Genomic DNA, 25,243 nt, shown 5'->3' on the forward strand with positions numbered 1-25,243 from the left:
CTATGGATTTTCGTTATTTACCAATGACAGCAGAAGATGAGCAGGCGATGTTACAGACGATCGGTGCAACATCGATCGAAGATTTACTTGCTGATATCCCGGCATCCGTCCGTGATAACGGTACATTGGAAGAAGTCGGTGTGCCACTTCCGGAAACAGATTTGATTCGGACGCTATCGAAGCTTGCCGACCAAAACATGAATACGAAACAATATCCATCGTTCCTTGGCGCAGGCATCTATGATCATTATGCACCTGCTGTCGTCAACCATATGTTACTGCGCTCAGAGTTTTACACTGCCTATACACCATATCAGCCAGAGATTTCGCAAGGTGAGCTGCAAGCGATTTTTGAATTCCAATCGATGATTTGTGAATTGACAGGGATGGACGTCGCGAACTCGTCGATGTATGACGGGATCACGGCGTTAGCGGAAGCGGCCATGCTTGCGTGCGCCCATACGAAGAAAAAGACGATCGTTCTTTCAGACGGCGTTCACCCGGAAGCGCACGATGTCGTTCGGACGTATGCGAACGGTCCAGGACTAAACGTCGAGACGTTGGCGCTTGAGCAAGGTGTCACACGGATCGATCAACTCGATGCAATCGAAGACGTTGCCTGTGTCATCGTGCAGTATCCGAACTTCTACGGTCGTGTCGAAGAACTACAAGCATTGGCCGATGCGACTCATTCTCGTGGTGCGCTGTTCATCGTCTCTGCGAATCCACTGGCACTCGGTATCTTAGAAGCACCAGGTAAACTTGGCGCTGACATAACGATCGGAGACTGCCAACCGTTCGGAATTCCACAAAGTTTTGGTGGACCGACGTGTGGTTATTTCACGACGACAAAAGCGTTGATGCGTAAGATTCCGGGACGTCTCGTTGGGCAGACCGTCGATGAGAATGGGAAACGCGGTTTCGTTCTGACGTTACAAGCACGTGAACAACACATTCGCCGTGACAAGGCGACATCTAACATCTGTTCGAACCAAGCGTTGAATGCACTCGCTGCTTCGATTGCGATGAGTGCACTCGGAAAACGGGGAATCCGAGAACTCGCGACACGCAACTTGCAAACGGCACATGCCTTAAAACAAAAGCTGAAACAGGCTGGCTTTACGATCGTTGACGATGGACCGAGCTTCAATGAATTCGTCGTTACGCTACCGATCGATGCAACACGTGCGAGTCAACAATTGCTCGATCACGGGATCATCGGCGGTTTGCCGTTAGGATCGTATGACGCAGCGCGTCAAAATGAAATGCTTGTTTGTGCAACGGAATTACGGACGAATGAAGAGTTGGATCAATTCGTGACAGCGTTAGGGGGACTCACACATGAATGAGCAAACATTGATCTTTGAAATTTCTAAACCGGGTCGTATCGCCTATAGCTTACCGTTACCGACTGTCGATGAGGTGGCAGTAGAAGAATTGTTACCGACCTCGATGTTACGGAAGGAAGACGTGGCGCTACCGGAAGTATCTGAACTGGATCTCGTCCGTCACTACACGGCACTCTCGAACCGTAACCATGGTGTGGATTCTGGATTCTATCCACTCGGGTCATGTACAATGAAATACAATCCGAAAATCAATGAAGATATGGCACGCCTCCCTGGGTTTGCACACATTCACCCGCTTCAACCAGTCGAAAGTGTTCAAGGGGCACTCGGTTTGATGTATGATCTGCAAGAAAAACTCGCGGTCATCACAGGAATGGATGAAGTGACGCTCCAGCCGGCGGCGGGAGCACACGGTGAGTGGACAGGCTTGATGTTGATTAAGGCCTACCACCATGCACGTGGTGACTTTAAACGGACGAAAGTCCTCGTACCGGACTCGGCACACGGAACGAACCCGGCATCGGCATCAGTCGCTGGATTTGATACCGTGACGGTCTTATCGGATGAACGTGGTCTCGTTGATCTAGCAGACTTAAAGAAAAAAGTCGGTGACGATACAGCGGCACTCATGTTGACGAATCCCAACACGCTCGGTTTGTTTGAGTCGGATATCGTCGAAATCGCACAAGCGGTTCATGAAGCAGGCGGAAAACTGTACTATGATGGTGCGAACTCGAATGCGATCATGGGCATTGCTCGTCCAGGGGACATGGGCTTTGATGTCGTCCACTTGAACTTGCATAAGACGTTCACAGGACCGCACGGTGGCGGCGGACCAGGATCGGGTCCAGTAGGGGTCAAACAAGATTTGATTCCGTATTTACCGAAACCAATCGTCCGCAAAGAAGAAGAGCGTTATGTCCTCGACTACGATCGCCCGGAAGCGATCGGTCGTGTCAAACCATTCTACGGTAACTTCGGCATCAACGTTCGTGCCTATAGCTATATTCGGACGATGGGTGGGGCAGGTCTCGCTCGCGTCTCGAAAGAAGCGGTCTTGAATGCGAACTATATGTTGGCTCGTCTCAAAGGTGCGTATGACGCGCCATACGACGTCTATTGCAAGCACGAATTCGTCTTGTCGGGTAAACGTCAAAAAGCATTAGGTGTCCGGACGCTTGATATCGCTAAACGTCTGCTTGACTTTGGATACCATCCACCAACGATCTACTTCCCGTTGAACGTCGAGGAGTGTATCATGATCGAACCGACGGAAACGGAATCGAAAGAAACACTCGACGCCTTCTGTGATGCGATGCTCCAGATTGCAAAAGAGGTCGAAGAGACACCGGATGTCGTCTTGAACGCCCCACACACGACGGTCGTCAAACGGATGGACGAGACACTTGCTGCTCGCAAGCCCGTCTTACGCTATGAACCAAAACAAGAAGTACATGTATAAGCAAGAACCATAAAAAAAGGATCTCTCCTTCCGGAGGGATCCTTTTTTTGCGATGAACGAAGCATCAGCTCCGTTTGATTTTTCCTGACCACTGCTTGAATCCACCTTTTAATTGATACAGATTCGTATAGCCTGCTTTTTTCAAAACTTTTGCAGCCTGTGAAGAACGCATGCTACCTTGACAGTACAAGTAAATCGGCATATCTTTCCGTAATTCCTTCGAGCGCATCTTCATTTGGCTGACCGGGATATTACGAGCACCAACGATGTGTCCACCTTTGAATTCCTGTGTCTCGCGGACATCGACGATTTGTGCTTTGCGATAGTTCGCACGGAATTCTTCCTGTGACAATTTCGTGATACCTTTGACCGGCATGAAACGCCAAGCGATGTAGGCGATCAGCGCGACCCATAGTACGATCGTAACGATAGTTCCAGTTTCCATATTCGACTTCCAACCCCTTCGTTCGTTTAACCTCTGTTTCATTATAGTCAACGAAATCGATTTCGGCAATCGACTCGTGATTGCGCGACCGAGAAAGGGTTTGATACACTAATACGGAAACGTTTTGGGGGTGCTGAAGTGAACAGAGAGTGGCAAGTGTTGACGACGCCGGCAATGGAGCCGGCAATGAACATGGCAATCGATGAAGCATTAATTCAGTTCGTCGGGCGGGGGGAGATCGCACCGACGCTTCGTTTTTACTCATGGGAACCACGTGGATTAAGTATTGGTCATTTCCAACGAGCAACCCGTGATATCGATCGAAAGCGGATCGCGGAGCTCGGCATTCCGATCGTGCGTCGGATGACAGGAGGGCGAGCTGTCTTGCATGCAGACGAGTTGACATACAGTATCGTAATCCCTGAAGATACGGAAGGGTTACCACGCACGGTCATCGAAAGTTACCGAATGTTGACGGAAGGGATTCGCAAGGGATACCATCACCTCGGCATTCCAGTCGAATTTTCAGTTCCATTGACGGAAGAGGAAAAAGAAGAATTACGGAAGCCGAAATCGGCTGTCTGTTTTGATGCAGCATCATATTATGAACTCGCTGTCGGTAAACGAAAAGTCGCCGGAAGTGCACAAGTCCGTCATCAAGGCGTCGTCTTACAGCATGGTTCTGTTCCACTCTCTGTTGATGAAGGCGAACTGTTTGATTGCTTCTTGTACGATGATGAGTTGACGCGCGAGCGGATGAAGGCTCGTTTTTCAGGAAAGGCTGTCGCTCTGAACGAGTTAGCAGGTCGTGCTGTAGCATTTGACGAAGTAAGAGGAGCGTTCACGAAAGGGTTTGAAGAAGCACTTGATTTGTCGTTCGTTCCGTTGACATTCACTAGTGAGCAGTGGCAGGAGATTGAGCGTCTTGCCGAGAAATACCGTAGTGATGAGTGGAACTGGAAACGCTAATGAATGAAATGGGAAGGTGATGTCGTGCCAACTCCGAGTATGGAAGATTATTTGGAACAAATTTATAAGTTGATTGAAGATAAGGGATATGCCCGTGTATCGGATATTGCGGAGTCATTAGGTGTACATCCTTCGTCTGTGACGAAGATGGTACAAAAGCTCGACCGCGAGACCTATCTCGTTTATGAAAAATATCGTGGGCTCATGTTGACGCCTAAAGGACGTAAGATTGGTAAGCGTCTTGTAGAACGACATGCATTGCTTGAAGATTTTCTTCGTCTTGTTGGTGTGGATGAGGAATTGATTTACAAGGATGTCGAAGGAATCGAACACCATATTAGCATCGAAGCATTGGATAAAATCAATGGGATGATTCAGTTCTTTGCGGAACGTCCTGGTCTGAAAGAAGAGTTACATCGCTATCAACAAGCCCATCCAGAGGATTGAGGCTTGTTTTTTTTATATAATTTCTTATTAGATACACTTAAACACGAACAATCCATTATAATTTCATGGTAAAGTACGCATTATGAGGTAGATATGCTATACTGATCCTGAAAATGGACGAAGGGGGTGACGGGTGTTCGCACCTTGTCATGGAAATCACGATTAAAGAAAAGTTAGTGTCGGAATCACAACTGAAAGAAAAAGTTCGTGAGTTAGCACAGCAGATCGAAGCAGATGCGGCAGGACGTCAAATCGTTCTCGTCGTCGTATTGAAAGGATCGATGGTTTTTGCTGCGGATTTGATGCGCGAAATCAAAGGAAGCGTCCAAATTGATACGGTCGCGTGCTCTTCTTATGGTACAAAGACTGTTTCTTCAGGTCGTGTTCAATTGAAGAAGGACCTCGATCTCGATGTTCAAGGAAAATATGTCGTCGTCATCGAAGATATCATTGATACAGGACGGACGCTTCATTTCCTATGTGATCATATGAAATTGCATCAGCCAGGCGTCCTGAAGGTATGTACGTTACTTGATAAACCGGCACGTCGTGAAGTAGAACTCGATGCGGACTATGTCGGGTTCGAGATTCCGGATTACTTTGTTGTCGGGTACGGGATTGATTGTGCCGAGGAATACCGCAATCTTCCTTACATCGGTTGGGTCGAAACGGAGTGAAAAATAAGGAGGTTCGTCATAGGCGACGAACCTCCTTATTTAATATGCTTTCAACATTAAAAAGCACGTTTTTTCTTTTTGCCTTTTTTTCCTTCAATGACCGTCAGATGAGGCGCTTTCGAACGATCACGTAACGGTCTGACTTTATTCGATGCAGGTGCTTTCGAAGACTTGACTGGTTTTTTCTTGAAGTCTGTCCGGCGAACAGAATTCGAAGGACCATGCATTTTTTTGGATTGAGCGACCGATTTACGGTACTGTGCGTTCGTACCGTTTCCGACGCTTCGATTACGAGTCAGGAACTTAAAGAGTAAGAAGATGATCCCGGCAGTAATGCCGAAGAACAGCAATTGTGAAAACAGACTACTTGGATTATTGACGAGTTTATATCCAAAGCCGACAAAAGCGAACAGTAACACGACGAGTGCGAATGTAGAACCAATGCGTTGTCTGATCATAATATCACCCCTGTTATCGATTAACCCAGTGCATTCTCATGTAGGTTATGTTCCTGTTTTTCTAAGGCTTCAAACGCATAAATCGCAACCTCAATTTGAGCATCATCCGGTTCTTTCGTCGTCAAGTACTGTAACCATAGACCAGGCAAGGCGATAATACGAAGTCCTTTGATATGTTGTGCTTTATTCGTTAGCTGTAAGACTTCAAATGAGAGACCGATGACGACCGGTAATAAAGCAATCCGGCAGACGAGACGCAACCAAAGCGGATCTGTTGGGACGATCAAGTAGACGAAAAAACCGACGATGACGGTGAAAATCAAGAAACTCGAGCCACACCGGTAGTGGAGTCGACTGCTAACACGAACGTTTTCGACGGTGAGTGGACGTCCGGACTCGACACAGTTAATGACTTTATGCTCAGCGCCATGATACTGAAAGAGTCGTTTTACGAGTGGAGTCAAAGAAATCACGTAGAGATAACTAAATAGTAACGTTAATTTAATCACTGCTTCGATGATGTTTTGAACGACATGTCCCGATAAGAGCGGAAACACATCAAACAAAGACGCAAGGAAAGCAGGTAATAGCGTAAAGAGTAATTTCCCAAAGAAAAAGGAAAGAATTCCGACGACAGCCACTCCGAGCCATTTCGTCAATGGACTAGCTGTTGACTCTTCTGGTTGTTCTTCACCGGGTTTAACGCCGTAGCGATCACTTGCGAAATTCATGTGACTTGCGCCATTCGCTGAAGACTCCATTAATGCAAAGAGACCGCGCAGGAGTGGAATTCGTTTTCCTTTGGCGATTCGTGGTCGAATCGGTTTTTGTTGTGCAAACGTCTCAATCGACGAATCATTTCGACGAATCGCAGAGACCGCATGGGTCGCATTTTGGAACATGACGCCCTCGACGATGGCTTGACCACCGACCGGCGGATTAGTCGTTTTCATAATAGAACGCATCCCGTCTTCATTAAAATTAGGTGTATCGTCAGTGTACTTGATTTACGACAAAAAAACTATGTTCGACTCGTCAAAACGAGGTAATCTTTAGGAGTCGGAAATCGGGTTATGATACAATGAAAAAGAATTCGAGGAGGTGTTTTTTTGCGTGTCTTGATTTTAAACGGACCAAACTTGAATTTACTTGGAACACGCGAACCGGATACATACGGAACGGCAACGTTAGCTGATTTAGAACACGAGCTTCGCGCTTATTTTCCGAACATTCAGTTTCGGTTCGAGCAATCGAACCATGAAGGACGACTGATTGATGTTCTTCACGAGGAACGAGGGGCGGACGGCATCGTCTTCAATGCGGCTGCCTACACGCATACGAGTATCGCGTTACGTGACGCGATTGCTGCAATCGAAGCACCCGTCATAGAGGTCCATCTATCGAATGTCCATTCACGTGAATCCTTCCGGCATCATTCGATGATCGCACCAGTCTGCAAGGGGGTCATCGCTGGACTTGGCATGACGGGATATCGTCTGGCAACAGAAGCACTCCAAGCTTTACAACAATCGGAATAAGGGGGAAATCAATCATGAAACAACGGATCGAGGCGTTACAAGCAGCTTTAAAGGAACGGGACCTTCCAGGATTACTCGTCACGAAAGCAGAGAACATTCGTTATATTTCCGGCTTCACAGGTTCAAGCGGTGCATGTCTCGTAACAGAAGAGCAAGCGTACTTCGTGACGGATTTCCGTTACACGGAGCAAGCGGCAGACCAAGTCAAAGGAATGGAAATCGTCCAAATTGAACGTTCGATTCCAGAGACAATGGGTGAATTGATGGCAGGGGCACGTGTTCGCGCGGTCGGCGTCGAAAAAGATGCGATGACACTCGGTGCTTTTGAAGCGTATGATCAAGCTTCTTCGATTGAACTCGTTCCGACGACGGGAATCATCGAAAACCTACGCTTGATTAAGGATTCATCAGAGATTAAGATGATTAAGGAAGCGGTGGAGCTCGCAGATGCGACCTTCCAGCATATCTTGACGTACATTCAACCAGGACGGACGGAACTTGAAGTATCAAATGAACTAGAATTCTTCATGCGTAAGCATGGAGCGACGTCTTCTTCTTTCGATACGATCGTTGCATCGGGCTATCGTTCTGCCTTGCCGCACGGTGTTGCCAGTTCGAAGGTCATTGCGACAGGCGAACTTGTCACGCTTGATTTTGGGGCGCTTCTGAACGGTTATGTTTCAGATATCACACGGACTGTAGCAGTCGGTCCGATCAATGCTGAATTGCAGAAAATCTACGATACAGTCTTACAAGCGCAACTAGCGGGCGTTGATGGTTTAAAACCAGGTATCACTGGGATCGAAGCGGACGCATTGACGCGTGATATCATCAAAGAAGCAGGATACGGCGAGTACTTCGGTCACTCGACGGGACACGGCATTGGTCTAGAAGTACATGAAGGACCTGGTCTATCTTTCCGCTCTGAGACGAAACTTGAACCGGGCATGATCGTCACGGTCGAACCAGGCATCTATGTGCCGCAAGTCGGCGGATGCCGGATTGAAGATGACGTCTTGATCACGGAAACAGGTCGAGAAATTCTTTCGTCTTCACCAAAAGAACTGATCACTCTCTAATTCAGAGTGACGGGACATTTTAGGAGGAACCATTCATGGTATCAGTAAACGATTTAAAAACAGGATTAACGATTAAAACTTCAGACGGTATGATTTGGCAAGTACTTGAATTCCAACATGTTAAACCAGGTAAAGGGGCAGCGTTCGTTCGGACGAAAATGCGTAATATCCGTAACGGAAACATCCAAGAGATGACATTCCGCGGCGGTGAGCGTGTCGAACGTGCACACATCGAGCGTAACAAGATGCAATACCTCTATCCAATGGGTGAAACTTACGTCTTCATGGACACAGAATCGTATGAGCAATTGGAATTGACGACGGCACAAGTCGAAGCAGCTCTTCCATACTTGCTTGAAAACATGGAAGTTCAAATCGCGGTTTACAACGGCGAAATCCTCGGTCTTGAATTACCGAACACAGTCGTCATGACGATCGTTGAAGCAGAGCCTGGCGTTAAGGGTGATACAGCTTCGAACGTCAAGAAAAATGCGACAGTGGAGACAGGTCATATCATTCAAGTCCCACTCTTCATCGAAGCAGGCGAAAAAGTAACGGTTGATACACGTACAGGTGATTTCACAGGTCGTTACAACGGATAATATTGAAACGACAAGACGTCTCTCACCTTTTATCAGGTCGAGAGACGTCTTTTTTCATCCAGCTTGACTTGCATCCAATGGTATGACCAGTTAATATAAGTATTTGAGTAGGCATTAGCACCTGGTATAATAATTGTGAATACAGCATAGATGGGGGAAGAATGACAGATGAAAATCGATCAGTTGAAACAAGTACTCGAAATGCTCGATCAGTCGAGTGTAAATGAACTCTCACTCGAGACGGATACGTATAAATTGGAGTTAAAGAAACAAGGAGAGACGGTAACGGTCTCACACCAAGCACCCGCTGCACCGGTAGCAGCACCTGCTCCTGTGAAACAAACAGCGGCACCTGTTGAAGAAGAAGCAGTCGCTGACGATACGATCACAATCAATGCGTTAATGGTCGGGACGTTCTATTCTCGTCCGAATCCGGATAAACCGGCATACGTCAAAGTCGGGGATCAGATCGAAGTCGGTCAAGTCGTCTGTGTCCTTGAAGCAATGAAACTCTTCAATAACTTAAACTCGGAAGTATCTGGAACGGTCGTCGAGATTCTTGTCGCCGATGGAGATCTCGTTGAATTTGGTCAACCACTCTTCCGGATCCGTCCGTAAACGGGGGTGAACAGCATGGAAAAATTATTGATTGCCAACCGTGGAGAAATTGCCGTCCGCATCATTCGAGCGGCAAAGGAACTTGGAATACAAACCGTTGCTGTCTACTCGACGGCGGATAAGGAAGCGTTACACGTTCGCTTAGCAGATGAGGCATATTGCATCGGTGAAGCAAGTTCTGCTTCATCCTACTTAAACGTTACGAACATCCTTGCAATCGCAACAAATCGTCAAGTCACGATGATCCACCCGGGTTATGGTTTCTTAGCTGAGAACGTTGATTTTGCCGAGATGTGTGAAGCGTGTGGGATTAAGTTCGTTGGTCCAACGTCGGATGCGATCCGTCAGATGGGGATCAAGGATGTCGCGAAGAAGACGATGATCGAATGCGGAGTACCCGTCGTGCCTGGTTCAGATGGAACGGTCACAGACGAAGAAGCGGTCGCGCTGGCGCAAGAAATCGGTTATCCGGTCATCATCAAAGCGACAGCAGGTGGCGGTGGTAAAGGGATTCGGGTCGCTCGTTCGGAAGAAGAATTGATCAATGGTCTAAGTGAGACGCGCCGTGAAGCGAAACAAGCCTTCGGAAACGGAGACGTATACTTAGAGCGCTTCATCGAAGAATTCCGCCATGTTGAAGTACAGGTACTTGCTGACCGGCACGGCAATGTCATTCACCTCGGTGAACGAGATTGTACCGTTCAGCGCCGGATGCAGAAACTGATTGAGGAAGCACCATCTCCTGCGGTCAGTGAAACGACACGGTTGAAGATGGGCGAGGCTGCTGTAAAAGCAGCAAAAGCGATTCAGTACACTGGAGCTGGAACGATCGAATTCATTTTCGTCGAAGAGACAGAAGAATTCTTCTTCATGGAGATGAACACGCGCATCCAAGTGGAACATCCAGTAACGGAGATGATCACAGGATTCGATCTCGTTCAAGCACAACTCCAAGTCGCGCTCGATCATCCACTTGCCGTTAAACAAAAGGATATCAAGTTCCATGGTCATTCGATTGAGTGCCGGATCAATGCCGAAGATCCAGACCATGATTTCCGTCCGTCTGCTGGACGTGTCACACAATATGTGACACCGGGCGGAATGGGCGTGCGCATCGATAGCGCGGTCTATCCAGGGTACATGATTCCACCATATTATGACTCGATGGTTGCGAAGTTGATCGTTCATGCAGAAACACGGGAAGAAGCATGCGCGAAAATGGAACGTGCGCTAGCTGAATTTTGGATCGAAGGTGTTAAAACGACGATCCCGTTCCACGAACGGGTTCTCAGTCACCCGGTATTCCGTCGTGGTACATTTACGACGAAATTTGCAGAGCGTGAGTTAAAAGGTACGATCGTAAACTGAATCAGGACGGGAGTTTGTGCGACGAACTCCCGTCTTTTTTTGGCGTTCTCTATGTTTTTTAAAAGAGGAATGTGCTAAACTAACTGATTGAGAACGACAAAAAAAGGAGCACGCAAAATCATGATGAAACGACACATGGCACGCGAACTCGCAGTCCAATCTTTGTTCCAAATGGAACTTTCGGATCTGACTGCACAAGAGGCCATTGAATTCGCGGTAGAAGGTAAGGAATACGATACATTCGTCGAGCAATTGGTGAACGGTGTCGAAACGAACAAAGAAACAATTGATCAGCATATTCGAGAAGCACTCGTCAACTGGTCGTTCGAGCGACTTGGCAACATCGAGCGGACGATTCTTCGCTTGGCCGTCTACGAATTGTTGTTCGAAACGAACATTCCGGTTCGAGTAACGATCAACGAAGCCATCGAATTGACGAAGGCGTTCGCAGATGAAGAAGCGACGAAAATTGTGAACGGTGTTCTTGGTAAAGTGGCACAAGGCGTCGTCAAAGAAAATTCATAAACCGATTTAAAACCGAATAGAGACAAACAGACAGAAGAGTGAATCGAACTTTTTGGGGGAGTGGACAAATCATGGCAGTAGTAATCGATGGAAAACAGGTAGCCCATTCATATCGTATGAAGCTGAAAGAAGAAGTCGCACGTCTGAAAGAACAGCGGATTCAACCGCAATTGACTGTCATCTTGATTGGTGAAGATCCAGCTAGTCAATCTTATGTACGCGGAAAAGAGAAGGCAGCAAAGGAAATCGGAATGGATTCAGAGTTGATCCGACTTCCGGCAGAAACAACGGAATCAGAACTCCTTCATTTGATTGAACGCCTGAACGTAGATGCGAGTGTCCACGGGATTCTCGTTCAATTGCCGTTGCCAGACCATATTGATGAGAGCAAGGTCATTTTTGCGATTTCTCCTGAAAAGGACGTCGATGGCTTCCATCCTGTCTCTGTCGGGAAGATGATGATTGGTGAACCGACATTTTTACCATGTACACCAAACGGTATTCTCCATCTCGTAAAAGAGATGAATGTACCGATCGCGGGTCAGCACGTCGTTGTCGTCGGACGGAGTCAAATCGTCGGAAAACCCGTCGGTATGTTGTTCTTGAATGAATCGGCTACCGTTTCATACTGTCATTCAAAAACTGCAGACCTCGGTGCGATGACACGCCAAGCGGATATCTTGATCGTCGCAGTCGGTGTACCGAAGCTGATTACTGCAGATATGGTGAAACCGGATGCTGTCGTCATTGACGTCGGTGTCAACCGTGTCGATGGTAAACTCGTCGGTGATGTTGATTTTGATACGGTACAAGACGTTGCATCGATGATTACACCTGTTCCGGGTGGCGTTGGTCCAATGACGATCACGATGTTACTGCATAACACGATCGAGGCCGCGCAATGAGTGAACCTCTTCACGTTTCCGATTTAGTCCACTATGTCAAACGTGAACTAGAAGGCGACGCCCTTCTACAACAAGTCCAGGTGGTGGGAGAAGTGTCGAACTTTAAACGACACTCTTCCGGTCACCTTTATTTTACGTTGAAGGACGAACAGTCACGGATGAAAGCCGTCATGTTTGCTCGGGATGCGAGTCGGGTCAAGACAGACATACGCGACGGCATGCGTGTCGTCGTCACAGCACGCTTATCCGTTTACGTCTCTTCTGGAGAAATGCAACTCTATGTCGAACGGATGACGGAAGATGGTGTGGGCGCATTATACGAGGCGTTTTCTCGCCTGAAAATGGATCTTGAGGAACGTGGCTGGTTTGATCCTGCGATCAAACAACCGTTGCCTGCTTTTCCGGAGCGGATCGGGATCATCACATCGCCAAAAGGAGCGGCGCTTCACGACATCGCAACGACACTCCGGCGTCGTTATCCGCAAGCAGCTATCGTCTTCGCGCCAGTTCTTGTACAAGGAGCAGACGCGGCACCCCAAATCAGTCGTGCTATTCAACTGATGAACGAGCATGCTGCCTGTGATGTGTTGATCATTGGTCGTGGTGGCGGTTCGATCGAAGAGCTGTGGGCATTCAATGAAATGTCTGTCGTGACAGCCGTGTTTGAATCACGTATCCCAATCGTCTCTGCTGTCGGACATGAGACTGATTTTACGATCAGTGATTTCGTCGCCGACGTTCGTGCTGCTACACCAACAGCGGCGGCAGAACTTGTCACTCCGGAAGCAGAGGCACTCGTCCGTCGTGTCCAGGATGTAGAGCGACGTTTGGAACGAACGTATACACAACTCCTTAAGAGTAAACAGGAGCAAGTGACGCGTCTAGCTGCGAGTTACGGTCTTAAATCGCCACGTGTTTTACTTGGACTAAAGCAGGAACAACTGGACCGGACGGAAATGTTGCTCCAAAAAGAGATGCAGTATATCGTGACCCAAAACCGACAGCAGGTGGAGCGTCTTCACACACGCTTAATGCGAATACCAGTACGTGATCGATTCGTACAACAACGAGCAACGATTGAACAGTCGCGTCGTCGACTCGAAATCGTGCGTCGGCTTTTGCAATCGAAACAACAACAAGTGCGTCATGTGCTCGCGCGACTCGACTCCGTCAGTCCGACGCATGTCCTGATGCGCGGCTATACGTATGTCGAACAGGATGGACAAATTGTTCGTTCCGCGAAGGCATTAACAGCGTCTTCGTTCGATATCCGATTCCATGATGGAACGATTCGTGCCAAACGAGAGGATGGGGAGTAAGGATGGAGACGGAACAATCTTTTGAAGAAGCACTAGAACGACTAGAAGAGATCGTCACGTTACTCGAAGAGGGCGAAGCTCCGCTAGAACAAGCGATGGCTCTTTATGAAGAGGGCGTCAAATTGACAGCTCTTTGCCAAGGAAAGTTATCCGTTGCTGAGAAAAAACTCGATCAGATCCTGGAGCAAGATGGTACGCTGCGGGAAAAAGGAGGAGCACAATGATTGCCTTGCATGAATGGAAGACACAAGTCGAAAACAAAATGGCAGAGTTCATGGAGCGACTCGATGCACCCGACCGTTTACGTGACTCAATGCGGTATTCACTTGATGCCGGTGGGAAACGGATTCGTCCGGCCTTGATTTATGCAGTACTCGATGCCTTTTCAATCGACCGCTCAAAAGGAGATGCTACTGCTGCGGCACTTGAGATGATTCATACATATTCGCTGATACATGATGACCTTCCGGCAATGGACGATGATGATCTCCGTAGAGGTCGTCCGACGAATCATATTGCTTTTGATGAAGCGACAGCGATTTTAGCAGGAGACGCATTGCTCACGAACGCATTCAGCTGCCTCCTTGAGACACCAGCTTCGCCAGAAGTGAAGCTTGCGCTCGTCGAACGATTAGCGGCGGCGGCAGGAGCTTCTGGTATGGTCGGCGGACAACTCGATGATATGCTCGGTGAGCGTGGTGGCATAAATGATGTAGCGGAGCTAGAATCGATTCATCGTCGAAAAACAGGAGCACTTCTCGTCTTTGCGGTCGAAGCAGGCGGGTTGCTCGCCGCAGTTAGTCCGACAGATCTTGAGCACCTGCATCAATATGGTCGCCATCTCGGCATTGCTTTTCAAATTCAAGATGACATCTTAGACGTGACAGGAGATGCTGAAAAAATCGGCAAGCCGGTTGGTAGTGATGAAGAAAATGAAAAAGCGACGTATCCGAAACTCCTCGGTCTTGAAGGTGCGAAACGTGCACTGACAGCTCAGGTAGAAGCAGCAGAACAAGCGATTGAAGCACTATCGGTCGAAGCGACGACACTTAAGGAACTGCTAGACTTCGTGGTCAAGCGTGACCATTAAGCAGGACGACGCATCGTGCGTCGTCTTTTTCTATGCTGACAATGGCGCTCGATAGATTGTTCTAGTACAATGTAGGGTACAAACCCTATAAGATTGTAAGGAAAAGAGGCGGTAAGGTATGAAATTGACAGAAATACAGGATCCGTCATTTTTAAAGCGTATGTCGGTCTCCGAACTCGAAGTTTTCGCAGGCGATATTCGACGCTTTTTGATTGAAGAATTAGCGACGACAGGTGGGCACTTGGCACCGAATCTTGGAGTCGTCGAGTTAACGCTTGCACTGCATCGTGAATTCGACAGTCCAAATGACAAGTTCGTCTGGGACGTCGGACACCAAGCCTATGTGCACAAGATTCTCACAGGACGCGCGAGCCAGTTTGATACGCTCCGTCAGCATAAAGGACTTTGTGGATTTCCGAAACGCAATGAAAGCGTGCATGACGTCTGGGAGACAGGGCATAGCTCGACGTCCTTGTCAGCAGCAATGGGGATTGCTGTTTCAAACGAATTGAGCGGTAAGGATGACCGCGCAGTCGCGATCATCGGTGACGGGGCGTTAACAGGCGGTATGGCCCTCGAAGCATTGAATCACATCGGAGCAGAGCAACAAAACGTCATCGTCATCTTAAATGATAACGAGATGTCGATTGCACCAAACGTCGGTGCGATGCATCAAATGCTAGGACGGATTCGTTCATCGCGAAAAGTACGTTTTGCGCAAGACGAGCTTGAAGCATTGATCAAAAAGATTCCGGTCATTGGCGGACGTTTGGAAAAAGGAAGCGAGAAATTGAAAGAAGCCGTCAAGGGAGCACTCGTTCCTGGGATGTTCTTTGAAGAACTTGGTTTCAACTATTACGGTCCGGTCGATGGACACGATCTTAATGATTTGATCGAACAGCTCAATTACGTGAAAAAAGAAGAAGGACCTGTCCTGCTTCATGTCATCACGAAAAAAGGGAAAGGTTATCGTCCGGCAGAGTTTGACGGGGTCGGTACATGGCACGGTCTTGGACCATACAAGATGGAGTCCGGCGAAGTCATCAAAGGAAAATCAAAAGCACCAAGTTATTCCTTTACGGTAGCGGATACCTTGACGAAGATGGCACGCGACGATGAAAAGCTGACGTTGATCACACCAGCGATGAGTGTTGGCTCAAAACTCGATTGTTTTGAAAAAGAATTCCCAGAGCGGATGTTTGACGTTGGGATCGCGGAACAACATGCTGTCACGTTCGCAGCTGGTCAAGCGACGCAAGGCATGAAACCCGTTGTATCAATCTACTCGACGTTCTTCCAGCGCGCATACGATCAACTCGTGCATGACGTGGCGCGTCAAAATCTGGACGTAACGTTTACGATTGACCGATCAGGTCTTGTTGGAGCAGATGGAGAGACACACCAAGGGGTCTTCGATATTGCTTTCATGCGCCACGTGCCGAATATTCGAATCGTCATGGCAAAGGATGAGAATGAACTACAGCACTTGCTCTATTCAGCTGTTAAATACGAAGGACCAATCGCCGTTCGTTTCCCGCGTGGCGAAGGACTTGGTGTACCAATGGATGAGACATTGCATGAAATTTCGCTCGATACGTGGGAAGTTGAACGTGAAGGAACAGATGTCGCCATCCTTGCATTCGGACCACAAGTGCAAGACGCGCTCAAAATCGCGGATCTCTTAGCAGGCGAATTATCAGTTCGTGTCATCAATGCCCGGACGATCAAACCGCTTGATGAGAAGATGCTGAACGCTCTTTACGCAGAGGGAATTCCACTTGTGACACTGGAAGAAGCCGTCCTAAAAGGTGGATTCGGATCAGCTGTCCTTGAGCATGCGAACGAGCAGGAAGCATTCCCACGCGTCAAACGCTTCGGTATTCCGGATTGGTATATCGAGCACGGCGGTGTGAATGAGTTGCTGGAAGAAATTGGACTATTACCTGGACAAATCGCAGAAGAAGTACGCGCTTTCGTCAATCAAGGAAAGAAACAGAGTGTGTGACGATTCATGGAAAATGTAAAGAAAATCCGCCTCGACGTTCTTCTCGTCGAGCGCGGTTTGTTTGAAACGCGTGAAAAAGCGAAACGGTCGATCATGGCTGGACTCGTCTTTAGTGGCACGGAACGATTGGAGAAGGCCGGTGAAAAGGTCAAGTCCGATATCGATTTGCACGTTAAAGGTCAGTTGATGCCTTACGTGGGGCGTGGTGGCTTTAAGATGGAAAAGGCACTTCAAGTATTCGATTTTGATGTCACGGGTAAAACAGGTCTCGATATCGGATCGTCGACAGGTGGTTTTACCGACTGCTCCTTACAAAATGGAGCAGCACATATGTATGCACTTGATGTCGGTTCCAATCAGCTGGACTGGAAGCTTCGCTCGGATGACCGCGTGACGGTGATGGAAAAAACGAACTTCCGGCATGCGACACCAGACATGTTCCCTGTCGCGCCGCAGTTTGCGACGATCGATGTCTCGTTCATTTCATTACGTTTGATGCTTCCACCATTGAAGATGATCCTCGTTGAAGGAGGAGACGTCATGGCGCTCGTCAAACCGCAATTCGAAGCAGGTCGTGAGGATATCGGTAAAAAAGGCATCGTGCGTGACGAGCGGATTCATGTCCGAGTTCTCGATGAGATGATCGAATTCTTCATTCAACAAGGGTTCTATGTCAAGCAGCTCGACTATTCTCCGATTACCGGTGGAGAGGGGAACATTGAGTTCTTGTTGCATGCACGCCTTGGTCAACCAGGGCTTGATCCGTCCGTTCATGCGACGGAGACGGTCAAGCTAGCGCATGCTAGTCTTTAAACGAACAGATGATAACGAAGACGGATCCGGTTCATGGGTCCGTCTTCCTTGTTGTGTGGCACGATGAAAACCGGATAATAAAATGGCAAACGTGGACTTTTGATGATTTATTGGATTACAATAGTAACATCGAAGAATACTGTGAGGTGCAGGAATGACAAAGGGGCAACGGTTGATTAAGATTCGGGAGATCATCACCCAATCAGAAGTAGAAACCCAAGATGAATTGGTAGAGGAATTACGGAATGCAGGATATAAGGTGACACAGGCAACGGTATCACGAGATATCAAGGAACTCCATCTCGTGAAGGTCCCGTTGAATGATGGACGTTATAAATATAGCTTACCCGCCGACCAACGCTTCAACCCACTCGGGAAATTGCGGCGTCTGCTCGGAGATAGCTTCATCTCGATTGATTCTGCTCAAAATCTGATTGTCATGCATGTCCTGCCGGGAAATGCGAATGCAGTCGCTGTCTTACTAGACCATTTGAGCTGGAGCGAACTGCTTGGAACGGTGTGTGGGGACGATACGATCCTATTGATTGCACGAAGTGAGGGACAAGCGAAAGAAGTGACGGAAAGAATTTTAGAAATGCTGTAAGGAGTTGACAGGATGCTAGCTGAATTATCGATCAAACAATTTGCGATCATTGACGAGCTACAGATCGACTTTAAAAAAGGAATGACCGTCTTGACTGGGGAAACAGGTGCCGGTAAATCGATCGTTCTCGATGCGATCGGATTATTAATTGGTGGACGTGGATCTGCGGAATTCGTTCGATACGGGGAAGATCGGGCGGAACTAGAAGGATTGTTTCTGATTGAAGACGACCATCTCGTCTATGATCTTGCAGAAGAGTATGGCATCGATATCGAAGACGGATTGATCATCTTGCGACGTGATCTGTTCGCGACAGGAAAAAGTGTCTGTCGCGTCAACAATAAGCTGGTCACACTAACGATTTTACGTGAGTTCGGACGTGTCCTCGTCGATATGCACGGGCAACATGAACATCAGCATTTAATGGACAGTACGTACCATCAAGCGATTCTCGATGACTTCGCGCAAGAGGCGATCGCGCCACTCCTTCAAGCCTATCAGTCCGGTTATCAAACGTATGAAGAAAAACGGACGGCGCTACAATCGCTCGCACAAAGCGAGCAAGAACTCGCCCAACGGATCGACTTGTTATCGTTTCAGACCGAAGAGATCGAGGGCGCAAAACTTCGAGCACATGAGGAAGATGAGTTACTCGTCGAGCGGAATCGTCTTGCGAACTTCGAGAAGTTATATGCGTCGTTGAAGACAGCCTATGACGCCTTACACGATGAGATGCGCGGCATCGATTCCGTTGGAGACGCGATGCGTGAACTACAACAAGCATCAAGCATCGACGAACAGTTTTCTCAGCAAAGTGACGCGATCGCAAGCGCCTTTTATGGACTAGAAGAAGTCGGTTATGCCATTCGAGATCAACTCGAAACACTTGAGTTCGATTCCAATCGACTCGATGAGATCGAACAACGTTTGTCCGTCTTCCAACAGCTGAAACGAAAATACGGGGCGACGATTGAGGAAGTCATTGCTTACGGTGAGAAAATTCGGATTGAACTTGATACGATGACAAATCGAGATGAACGAATTGAACGCTTAAAAACCGAAGTCGAACAGCTCGAAAGCGAATTGTTTGAAATTGGAGGTCGACTCTCACAACAGCGTCGCAAAGCGGCAGTTCAATTAAGTGAAGCGATTCATTTGGAATTGCGTGAGCTTTACATGGAGAAGGCGCGGTTTGAAATTCGTTTTCTTCAAGACGGAAAGACACCGATGCTACGCAAGAACGGGATCGATCATGTGGAATTCTTCATCATGACGAATGCGGGAGAGCCATTCAAGTCACTCGGAAAAGTTGCGTCGGGCGGGGAGTTATCTCGTATCATGCTCGGACTGAAGTCAATCTTCTCGCGCTCGGTCGGAGTCGCCTCAATCATATTCGATGAAGTCGATACGGGTGTCTCGGGTCGTGTTGCACAAGCGATGGCTGAAAAAATCTATCGTTTGTCGGTAGACGGACAAGTGCTTTGTATTACGCACTTACCACAAGTCGCTTCGATGGCGGATCAACATCTCTATATTCGAAAGATTGAGGAGACGGATCGTACGACGACCCAAGTCAACGTCTTGTCTCAAGCAGATCGAGGGAACGAACTTGGACGGATGATTTCCGGTGCCCATATGACAGATTTGACATTACGGCATGCCGAGGAATTGATGGATCAGGCGAAGACGATGAAAGAATCGCTTAAAAATGGGGTGTAAGGATTGATTAAAGTCGGGATAGCAGATGATAATCGCGAAATGGTCGAACTGATTCGCCAGCATATCTCTGCGCAAGAAGACATGGAAGTCGTTTGCGTCGCCTACAATGGGGAGAGTTGTCTCGAACGCATGAAAGAACATGAGGTGGATGTATTGCTCCTCGACATCATCATGCCTCATTTAGATGGGCTTGGTGTGCTCGAAGAATTGATGAAGAAAAAGAAGAATCCTGCTGTCATCATGTTGAGTGCTTTCGGTAAGGACGAGGTTTCACAACAGGCGGTCACCCTTGGTGCATCATACTTCTTACTTAAACCGTTCAGCATGGATCAGCTCGTTCAAAAAATTCGTCTCGTGACGAATCAAGGACAAGCTCCGGCGATCGAAACGATTGATCTAAAAGTCGGCTCGACGCTTCGAGAAGTGGGAATCGCTCCGCATATCAAAGGGTTTACGTATTTAAAAGACGCTGTCTTAATGGTGCTTGAACGGGAAGATCTACTCGGATTGATCACAAAGGAACTCTATCCGACGATTGCGAAAAAACATCAAACAACAGCCTCTCGCGTCGAACGAGCGATGCGTCATGCCATCAAGTCCGCCTGGAACGAAGGAATGCAGCAACACGAGTTGTTCAACGGTCGGATCGAACAGGAGAAGAGTCCAAAGAACTCGGAATTCATCTCGTATGTATCGAGTCATATGAATCAAGAACAATCCGGTTGAAGCCATATACCGTCTAATTCATAAAAGGCGCCAGACTGAAGACAAAGTGCAGTTTTTCTCTTAACGAGAAAGATTGCACTTTTTTTGTCCATCTCGAATCGCTACGCTTCTTTCCTCTTTCTTTCTGGTAAAAGGAAGTATCTATACAATAAACGGTTTATATTTGATTCTTATTTCGTTCATAGCGAATGATTGTCACTCCGTTATCAAACGTGTGCTGTTCTATGACGTTCCAAGTGAGGGGAACCATTCTTTGATCGGGAAAGAGACGCTTACCGGAACCGATGATGACAGGATAATGGAGCAATCGAAGCTCATCGATCAAATCCGCTTGATAAAGTGTATGAACGAGTTCACTACTGCCCCAGATATGAAACGGTGGGCCAGCCTGTTGTTTCAAAAGCTTTAGTTCAGAAGTCGGATTCTTCAAACAAGTTGTCGGCTGCCAAAGGACAGGTAGTGCATGACGCGTGGCGACATACTTCATGGCATGATCGGCAACCGGCCAGACATCTGAGTGGAGTGGCCAATAACTTGCCCATTGTTCGTAAGTCGCTCGACCGAGCAACAGAGAGCAGTCCTCATGCATCCATCCGCGAATGACTTGACCGATCTCAGGATGTTGAAAAGGAACGGTCCAGCCACCATGTTCGAAATCGTTGCTTACATCCTCCTCCTTTCCACTCGGTGCTTGAACGACACCATCTAAAGATAGATGTTCGAATACGATGATTTTTCGCATATAAGATCTCCTTTCGAATGCACTCTTTCTAGAGCATACCGTAGAGGTCAAAAAAAATAAAAGCGTTTGCAAATAAATATTGCATAAACTGAAATGTTTGTTATAATAAAGGTACCAAATGATTTGGCAAGACGTCAGATGAACGTCGAGTCGGCGAGGACTCCGGAAATCCCGTTGATGAATATCATCTCAGAACGCCAACTGTAAATGGCTCAAGAATGCCGGACGACATTCTCTTGGTAGAAGTCGTACCAAGGTATCTTGTTCATTCTAGATGGGAAATCTCGAATGAATGGGAGCTTCCATGATTTCGAAGCTAGGGAAAAGTGGAAGGTAACGGATCGTCTAAGATGAAAAGTACAGTTCGTGAAAAGGAGTGTTGTCTAGCAGTGATTGTTAGCAACCGAATGTTTGACTGCTTCAAGCGGATGACATTACGCTCCACCTAGGTCCCGAGTACAGTCAGATGATGGAACTGAAATACCATTCTATCGTTAGCTCGATAGCCAGATCTGATTTCTTTCCACCTCTTCATTAAGAGGAACACCTAAGGTTTTGGAGTACACGAATAGTTCTAACTATGAGAGGAGTTCATCCGTAAGTGAAACCAATTTTATACGAGTAAAAGGTCCCGCGCTTGAAATGAGTTCAAGAGATGGGGACCTTTTTCTGTGTTTATTTATTTTTTTTGATAGCGGTCGGAGACTTTTCCACGTTTTCGATCGCGATAAAAGACATATCCTGCGACAAATCCAATACCACCCATCGCAAGAATCAACCCAACAAGACCTTGCAATACATATACGTAAGCCGCATCGCCTAAGTATTTAAACGGCACTTGCGCAATTAGAAAGACACTGTCGCGCATGAGCTTAATACCAATCGCGCCGATGATGCCGGGGATTAATAATGAGAGCAAACCAATGATACGCATAGGACGCCACTCCTTTCCAAGCGTATTGTATCAAAAAATCGACCGTTCTGCGAATCGGGTTTGCTTCCCTTTTTTATTCCGAGTAGGATAGAAATGTAAGCAGTTTCAAAGGGGGAATTTATATGCATCATCTACTCGTCGTCGGAGCAGGTCAAGGGGGAACAGAGGTCTTGCACGCATTTCAACGTTCACCACTATTAACGGTCATCGGTCTTGTTGATCCAAACATGGAGGCGCCTGGGGTAGCGCTTGCACGGCGCGCGGACATCCGGATCGAAACGAACTGGTCAGCATTCGAAGGAGCAGACGTCGATTTCATCATTGACGCTACGGGAGAAAGTGGCGTACTCGAACAATTAATCCATGATTTTCCGGGAGCGGCGGTCTTACCGGGTGAATTCGTCAGAGTGTTACTTGAGCGTCTGACTGAAAAAGAGAAAATGCTCGAAGCAATCATTCATTGTACGAGCGAAGCGATTTCCGTCGCCGATCAAGACGGACAGACGATGCTGATCAATCCGGCGTATACACGAATGACCGGTTTCACAGAACGAGATGTCGTCGGAAAACCGGCTAGCGCCGATATCGGGATGCAGGAATCCGTTCATTTGAAAGTCTTGAATACAGGCGAGAACGTGCGAGATGTTCGGATGAAGATCGGACAAGATCAACGCGATATCATCGTCAACGCAGCACCTGTCATCGTCGATGGACAAGTCCGCGGTTCCGTTGGGGTCATTCGAGATATTTCGGAAATGAAGGCTCTAGCAAAAGAATTAAAGGCAGCGCGACAAAAAATCCGGACACTCGAAGCTAAATATACATTCGATGATATCATCGCTGAGAGTGAAGCAATGCGCTTCGTCGTCGATCAAGCGAAGCTTGCGGCAACGATGCCAGTCAACGTCTTGATTCGCGGTGAATCCGGAACCGGCAAAGAACTGTTCGCACATGCGATCCATGCAGCGAGCGAACGTAAATACGAACAATTCGTCCGTGTCAATTGTGCGGCGATTGCACCGACGTTACTCGAAAGTGAACTATTCGGTTACGAGGAAGGAGCATTTTCAGGAGCACGGCGTGGCGGCAAGAGGGGATACTTCGAAGAAGCACACGGAGGGTCGCTGTTTTTAGATGAGATCGGCGAGCTGCCACTCGATGTCCAAGCCAAACTGTTACGGGTGCTACAGGAGAATGAAGTCGTTCGTGTCGGTGGAACAAAGGCAATTCCAGTCGATGTCCGGATCATCGCGGCGACGAATGCGAATCTAGAGCAAAAAATCATCATGAATGAGTTCCGAGAGGATCTCTACTACCGGATCAATCGTTTACCGATTCACATACCGGCACTACGTGAGAGACCGGATGATATCGTACCATTGACCTTACATTTACTCCGTAAATTGAATCAAAGTTATGGACGATCGGTCGGACGGATATCGGATGATGTACTCGAAGCAATGAAGAAGCAACCGTGGAAAGGAAACGTCCGTGAACTTGAGAATGTCATCGGACGCGCGTTGATTTTTACGGATAAAACAGAAACGGTCTTACGAAAAGGACATCTTCAACTTGTCGTGCCACAAACAACAAAAGTCACGACGAGACAGAAAAAGGAAATCAAACATTTATCCGACGAGATGTCTCACGTCGAAGAACGGTTGATCCGGGAAGCGCTTACTGCTTTTAACGGCAACAAAACAGAAGCCGCAAAACAACTTGGGATTTCTCTCCGGGCACTTTATTACAAAGTGGAACGATTTAACATTTATTCATGAAGCGCAAATTTTTGCGTGCAATATATTGCAAAAAATGCAAAAGCGTGCAAAATTAAAGACGTTCTTGCTTATCCTACCGTCTCTTTTGAATTGGCACGAAAATTGCTATTACTATTTATGTATGACAGGTAAGGGGGGAATACAGTGAGATTCAGTGAAATGGTCGAGCAAGCAGCTCGACTCGAGGATTCCGTCGTTGCGATTGCAGCTGCGGATGACGAAGAAGTGATGGATGCTGTCGCATTAGCAATTGAAAACGATTTAGCGCGTTTTCATTTGTTCGGGGATGCGACACGGATTCAGCAGATGATTCAAAAACGGACATTACGAGAGTCGCAGTTCGTGATCACTCACACCTCTACATCGCAAGAAGCGGCAGAGCGTGCCGCTCATGCCGTTCGTAAAGGGGATGCGAGCGTCTTGATGAAAGGTCTTGTTCCGACAGCGATGTTCATGAAAGCTGTCTTGAACAAAGAAACGGGTCTGCGTTCTGGAAATGTCCTGTCGCATGTCGCGTTGTTCGAAGTGCCAGGGCGTGAATCAGCGATCGGATTGACCGATGCAGCGATTCATATCCAACCGTCACTCGAAGATAAGGTAAAAATTATCGAAAACGGTGTCTCCGCCTTACGAGCGCTTGGATACGGATTACCGAAAGTCGCAGTCTTAGCAGCCGTCGAAGTCGTCAATCCGACGATGCAGGCAACGATAGACGCTGCCCTACTGACGCAAATGAACCGACGTGGTCAAATCAAGGATTGCCTTGTAGACGGACCACTCGCGCTCGACAATGCCGTGAATCTCGTCGCTGCCCAGCAAAAAGGCTTGACGGGAGACGTAGCAGGGCAGGCGGATTTACTCGTCGTTCCGCAAATCGAAGTTGGGAACGTTATCTACAAATCGCTCATGTATTTCGCACATGCCTCGGTGGCGGCGATTCTCGTCGGAGCGCGTGCTCCAGTTGTATTGACAAGCCGCGCCGATACAGCAGAAGCAAAAATGTACTCACTAGCCTTTGCGCTATTAAATGCTCAACAGACGAAAAAAGTAAAACAAACAATCTGAGGAGGA

The 25,243-nt window shown here is 47.7% G+C and carries 27 protein-coding genes; 22 read left to right on the forward strand and 5 right to left on the reverse strand.

The window, feature by feature from the left end:
• Positions 1-2 precede the first annotated feature (2 nt).
• Complete coding sequence (gcvPA, locus tag ACN9MT_RS04670; RefSeq protein WP_426272861.1) at positions 3-1,349, forward strand: aminomethyl-transferring glycine dehydrogenase subunit GcvPA; 1,347 nt, start codon at positions 3-5, stop codon at positions 1,347-1,349.
• Positions 1,342-2,811 (forward strand): aminomethyl-transferring glycine dehydrogenase subunit GcvPB, encoded by a 1,470-nt coding sequence (gene gcvPB, locus ACN9MT_RS04675; RefSeq protein ID WP_035409117.1) that lies wholly within the window; start codon positions 1,342-1,344, stop codon positions 2,809-2,811. Before gcvPA ends, gcvPB begins: the two co-directional genes overlap by 8 nt.
• Positions 2,812-2,875: 64 nt before the next feature.
• Here gcvPB and ACN9MT_RS04680 read toward each other — a convergent pair whose 3' ends face one another.
• The gene (locus ACN9MT_RS04680) at positions 2,876-3,256 is read right to left on the reverse strand and encodes a rhodanese-like domain-containing protein (RefSeq protein WP_035409116.1); all 381 of its coding nucleotides are present in this window, start codon (positions 3,254-3,256) and stop codon (positions 2,876-2,878) included.
• 138 nt (positions 3,257-3,394) lie between these two features.
• On the opposite strand from ACN9MT_RS04680, the gene ACN9MT_RS04685 reads away from it, so the two are divergent.
• The 3 genes from ACN9MT_RS04685 to hpt all read left to right on the forward strand — a co-directional run bounded on the left by ACN9MT_RS04685 (position 3,395) and on the right by hpt (position 5,349).
• Positions 3,395-4,225: a lipoate--protein ligase family protein gene (locus tag ACN9MT_RS04685; RefSeq protein ID WP_308101181.1), complete on the forward strand. Its 831-nt coding sequence runs from the start codon at positions 3,395-3,397 to the stop codon at positions 4,223-4,225.
• A gap of 24 nt (positions 4,226-4,249) precedes the next feature.
• Complete coding sequence (gene mntR, locus ACN9MT_RS04690; protein ID WP_035398709.1) at positions 4,250-4,672, forward strand: transcriptional regulator MntR; 423 nt, start codon at positions 4,250-4,252, stop codon at positions 4,670-4,672.
• A 149-nt stretch (positions 4,673-4,821) separates the two neighbouring features.
• Positions 4,822-5,349: a hypoxanthine phosphoribosyltransferase gene (gene hpt / locus ACN9MT_RS04695; protein WP_035409112.1), complete on the forward strand. Its 528-nt coding sequence runs from the start codon at positions 4,822-4,824 to the stop codon at positions 5,347-5,349.
• Positions 5,350-5,405: 56 nt separating this feature from the next.
• Here the strand turns inward: hpt and ACN9MT_RS04700 are convergent, their stop codons facing one another.
• Entirely contained in the window at positions 5,406-5,807 is a 402-nt protein-coding gene (locus ACN9MT_RS04700) for an SA1362 family protein (RefSeq protein ID WP_035409109.1), read from the reverse strand.
• Positions 5,808-5,827: 20 nt separating this feature from the next.
• Positions 5,828-6,760, reverse strand: coding sequence for a DUF1385 domain-containing protein (locus ACN9MT_RS04705; RefSeq protein WP_426272862.1), 933 nt, complete (start codon positions 6,758-6,760; stop codon positions 5,828-5,830).
• A 156-nt stretch (positions 6,761-6,916) separates the two neighbouring features.
• On the opposite strand from ACN9MT_RS04705, the gene aroQ reads away from it, so the two are divergent.
• From aroQ to spo0A, 15 genes are all read left to right on the forward strand, one after another.
• Positions 6,917-7,345 carry a type II 3-dehydroquinate dehydratase gene (aroQ, locus tag ACN9MT_RS04710; protein ID WP_035409105.1) on the forward strand — a complete coding sequence of 143 codons (429 nt, stop codon included), beginning with the start codon at positions 6,917-6,919 and terminating at the stop codon, positions 7,343-7,345.
• A 14-nt stretch (positions 7,346-7,359) separates the two neighbouring features.
• Complete coding sequence (locus ACN9MT_RS04715; protein WP_035409103.1) at positions 7,360-8,424, forward strand: M24 family metallopeptidase; 1,065 nt, start codon at positions 7,360-7,362, stop codon at positions 8,422-8,424.
• 35 nt (positions 8,425-8,459) lie between these two features.
• Positions 8,460-9,026 (forward strand): elongation factor P, encoded by a 567-nt coding sequence (gene efp / locus ACN9MT_RS04720; protein ID WP_023467577.1) that lies wholly within the window; start codon positions 8,460-8,462, stop codon positions 9,024-9,026.
• Positions 9,027-9,194: 168 nt separating this feature from the next.
• Entirely contained in the window at positions 9,195-9,644 is a 450-nt protein-coding gene (gene accB, locus ACN9MT_RS04725; RefSeq protein ID WP_426272863.1) for an acetyl-CoA carboxylase biotin carboxyl carrier protein, read from the forward strand.
• A gap of 15 nt (positions 9,645-9,659) precedes the next feature.
• A complete protein-coding gene (gene accC / locus ACN9MT_RS04730) occupies positions 9,660-11,012 on the forward strand; it encodes an acetyl-CoA carboxylase biotin carboxylase subunit (protein WP_311246272.1) in 1,353 nt (450 codons plus the stop codon).
• 123 nt (positions 11,013-11,135) lie between these two features.
• A complete protein-coding gene (nusB, locus tag ACN9MT_RS04735; RefSeq protein ID WP_035409747.1) occupies positions 11,136-11,537 on the forward strand; it encodes a transcription antitermination factor NusB in 402 nt (133 codons plus the stop codon).
• Between the two features lie 71 nt (positions 11,538-11,608).
• Positions 11,609-12,442 (forward strand): bifunctional methylenetetrahydrofolate dehydrogenase/methenyltetrahydrofolate cyclohydrolase FolD, encoded by an 834-nt coding sequence (folD, locus tag ACN9MT_RS04740; RefSeq protein WP_081780391.1) that lies wholly within the window; start codon positions 11,609-11,611, stop codon positions 12,440-12,442.
• Entirely contained in the window at positions 12,439-13,761 is a 1,323-nt protein-coding gene (gene xseA, locus ACN9MT_RS04745; RefSeq protein ID WP_426272864.1) for an exodeoxyribonuclease VII large subunit, read from the forward strand. The genes folD and xseA overlap by 4 nt, the downstream gene beginning before the upstream one ends.
• Positions 13,762-13,763: 2 nt before the next feature.
• Complete coding sequence (xseB, locus tag ACN9MT_RS04750; protein WP_023467583.1) at positions 13,764-13,985, forward strand: exodeoxyribonuclease VII small subunit; 222 nt, start codon at positions 13,764-13,766, stop codon at positions 13,983-13,985.
• The gene (locus ACN9MT_RS04755; protein WP_056060223.1) at positions 13,982-14,851 is read left to right on the forward strand and encodes a polyprenyl synthetase family protein; all 870 of its coding nucleotides are present in this window, start codon (positions 13,982-13,984) and stop codon (positions 14,849-14,851) included. The genes xseB and ACN9MT_RS04755 overlap by 4 nt, the downstream gene beginning before the upstream one ends.
• Before the next feature lie 118 nt (positions 14,852-14,969).
• Positions 14,970-16,856, forward strand: a complete 1,887-nt coding sequence (gene dxs, locus ACN9MT_RS04760; protein WP_056060225.1) for a 1-deoxy-D-xylulose-5-phosphate synthase — start codon at positions 14,970-14,972, stop codon at positions 16,854-16,856.
• 6 nt (positions 16,857-16,862) lie between these two features.
• Positions 16,863-17,669 carry a TlyA family RNA methyltransferase gene (locus ACN9MT_RS04765; protein ID WP_035409090.1) on the forward strand — a complete coding sequence of 269 codons (807 nt, stop codon included), beginning with the start codon at positions 16,863-16,865 and terminating at the stop codon, positions 17,667-17,669.
• A gap of 154 nt (positions 17,670-17,823) precedes the next feature.
• Positions 17,824-18,273 carry a transcriptional regulator AhrC/ArgR gene (gene ahrC, locus ACN9MT_RS04770; RefSeq protein ID WP_035409088.1) on the forward strand — a complete coding sequence of 150 codons (450 nt, stop codon included), beginning with the start codon at positions 17,824-17,826 and terminating at the stop codon, positions 18,271-18,273.
• A 12-nt stretch (positions 18,274-18,285) separates the two neighbouring features.
• Positions 18,286-19,992, forward strand: coding sequence for a DNA repair protein RecN (gene recN / locus ACN9MT_RS04775; RefSeq protein ID WP_035409085.1), 1,707 nt, complete (start codon positions 18,286-18,288; stop codon positions 19,990-19,992).
• A 3-nt stretch (positions 19,993-19,995) separates the two neighbouring features.
• Entirely contained in the window at positions 19,996-20,718 is a 723-nt protein-coding gene (spo0A, locus tag ACN9MT_RS04780) for a sporulation transcription factor Spo0A (protein WP_035409083.1), read from the forward strand.
• Positions 20,719-20,875: 157 nt separating this feature from the next.
• Here spo0A and ACN9MT_RS04785 read toward each other — a convergent pair whose 3' ends face one another.
• Both ACN9MT_RS04785 and ACN9MT_RS04790 read right to left on the reverse strand, forming a co-directional pair.
• Positions 20,876-21,460 (reverse strand): dihydrofolate reductase family protein, encoded by a 585-nt coding sequence (locus tag ACN9MT_RS04785; protein ID WP_426272865.1) that lies wholly within the window; start codon positions 21,458-21,460, stop codon positions 20,876-20,878.
• 679 nt (positions 21,461-22,139) lie between these two features.
• On the reverse strand, positions 22,140-22,394 hold the full coding sequence (locus tag ACN9MT_RS04790; RefSeq protein WP_023467590.1) for a DUF2627 family protein: 255 nt from the start codon (positions 22,392-22,394) through the stop codon (positions 22,140-22,142).
• A 122-nt stretch (positions 22,395-22,516) separates the two neighbouring features.
• On the opposite strand from ACN9MT_RS04790, the gene ACN9MT_RS04795 reads away from it, so the two are divergent.
• Positions 22,517-24,172, forward strand: a complete 1,656-nt coding sequence (locus ACN9MT_RS04795; RefSeq protein WP_426272866.1) for a sigma 54-interacting transcriptional regulator — start codon at positions 22,517-22,519, stop codon at positions 24,170-24,172.
• A gap of 144 nt (positions 24,173-24,316) precedes the next feature.
• Positions 24,317-25,237, forward strand: a complete 921-nt coding sequence (gene yqiS, locus ACN9MT_RS04800; RefSeq protein ID WP_056060232.1) for a phosphate butyryltransferase — start codon at positions 24,317-24,319, stop codon at positions 25,235-25,237.
• Positions 25,238-25,243: the final 6 nt, after the last annotated feature.

Origin of the sequence: Exiguobacterium sp. R-17 (genome assembly GCF_049913315.1) — a bacterium.
In the GTDB taxonomy this organism is placed as follows: Bacteria; Bacillota; Bacilli; order Exiguobacteriales; family Exiguobacteriaceae; genus Exiguobacterium_A.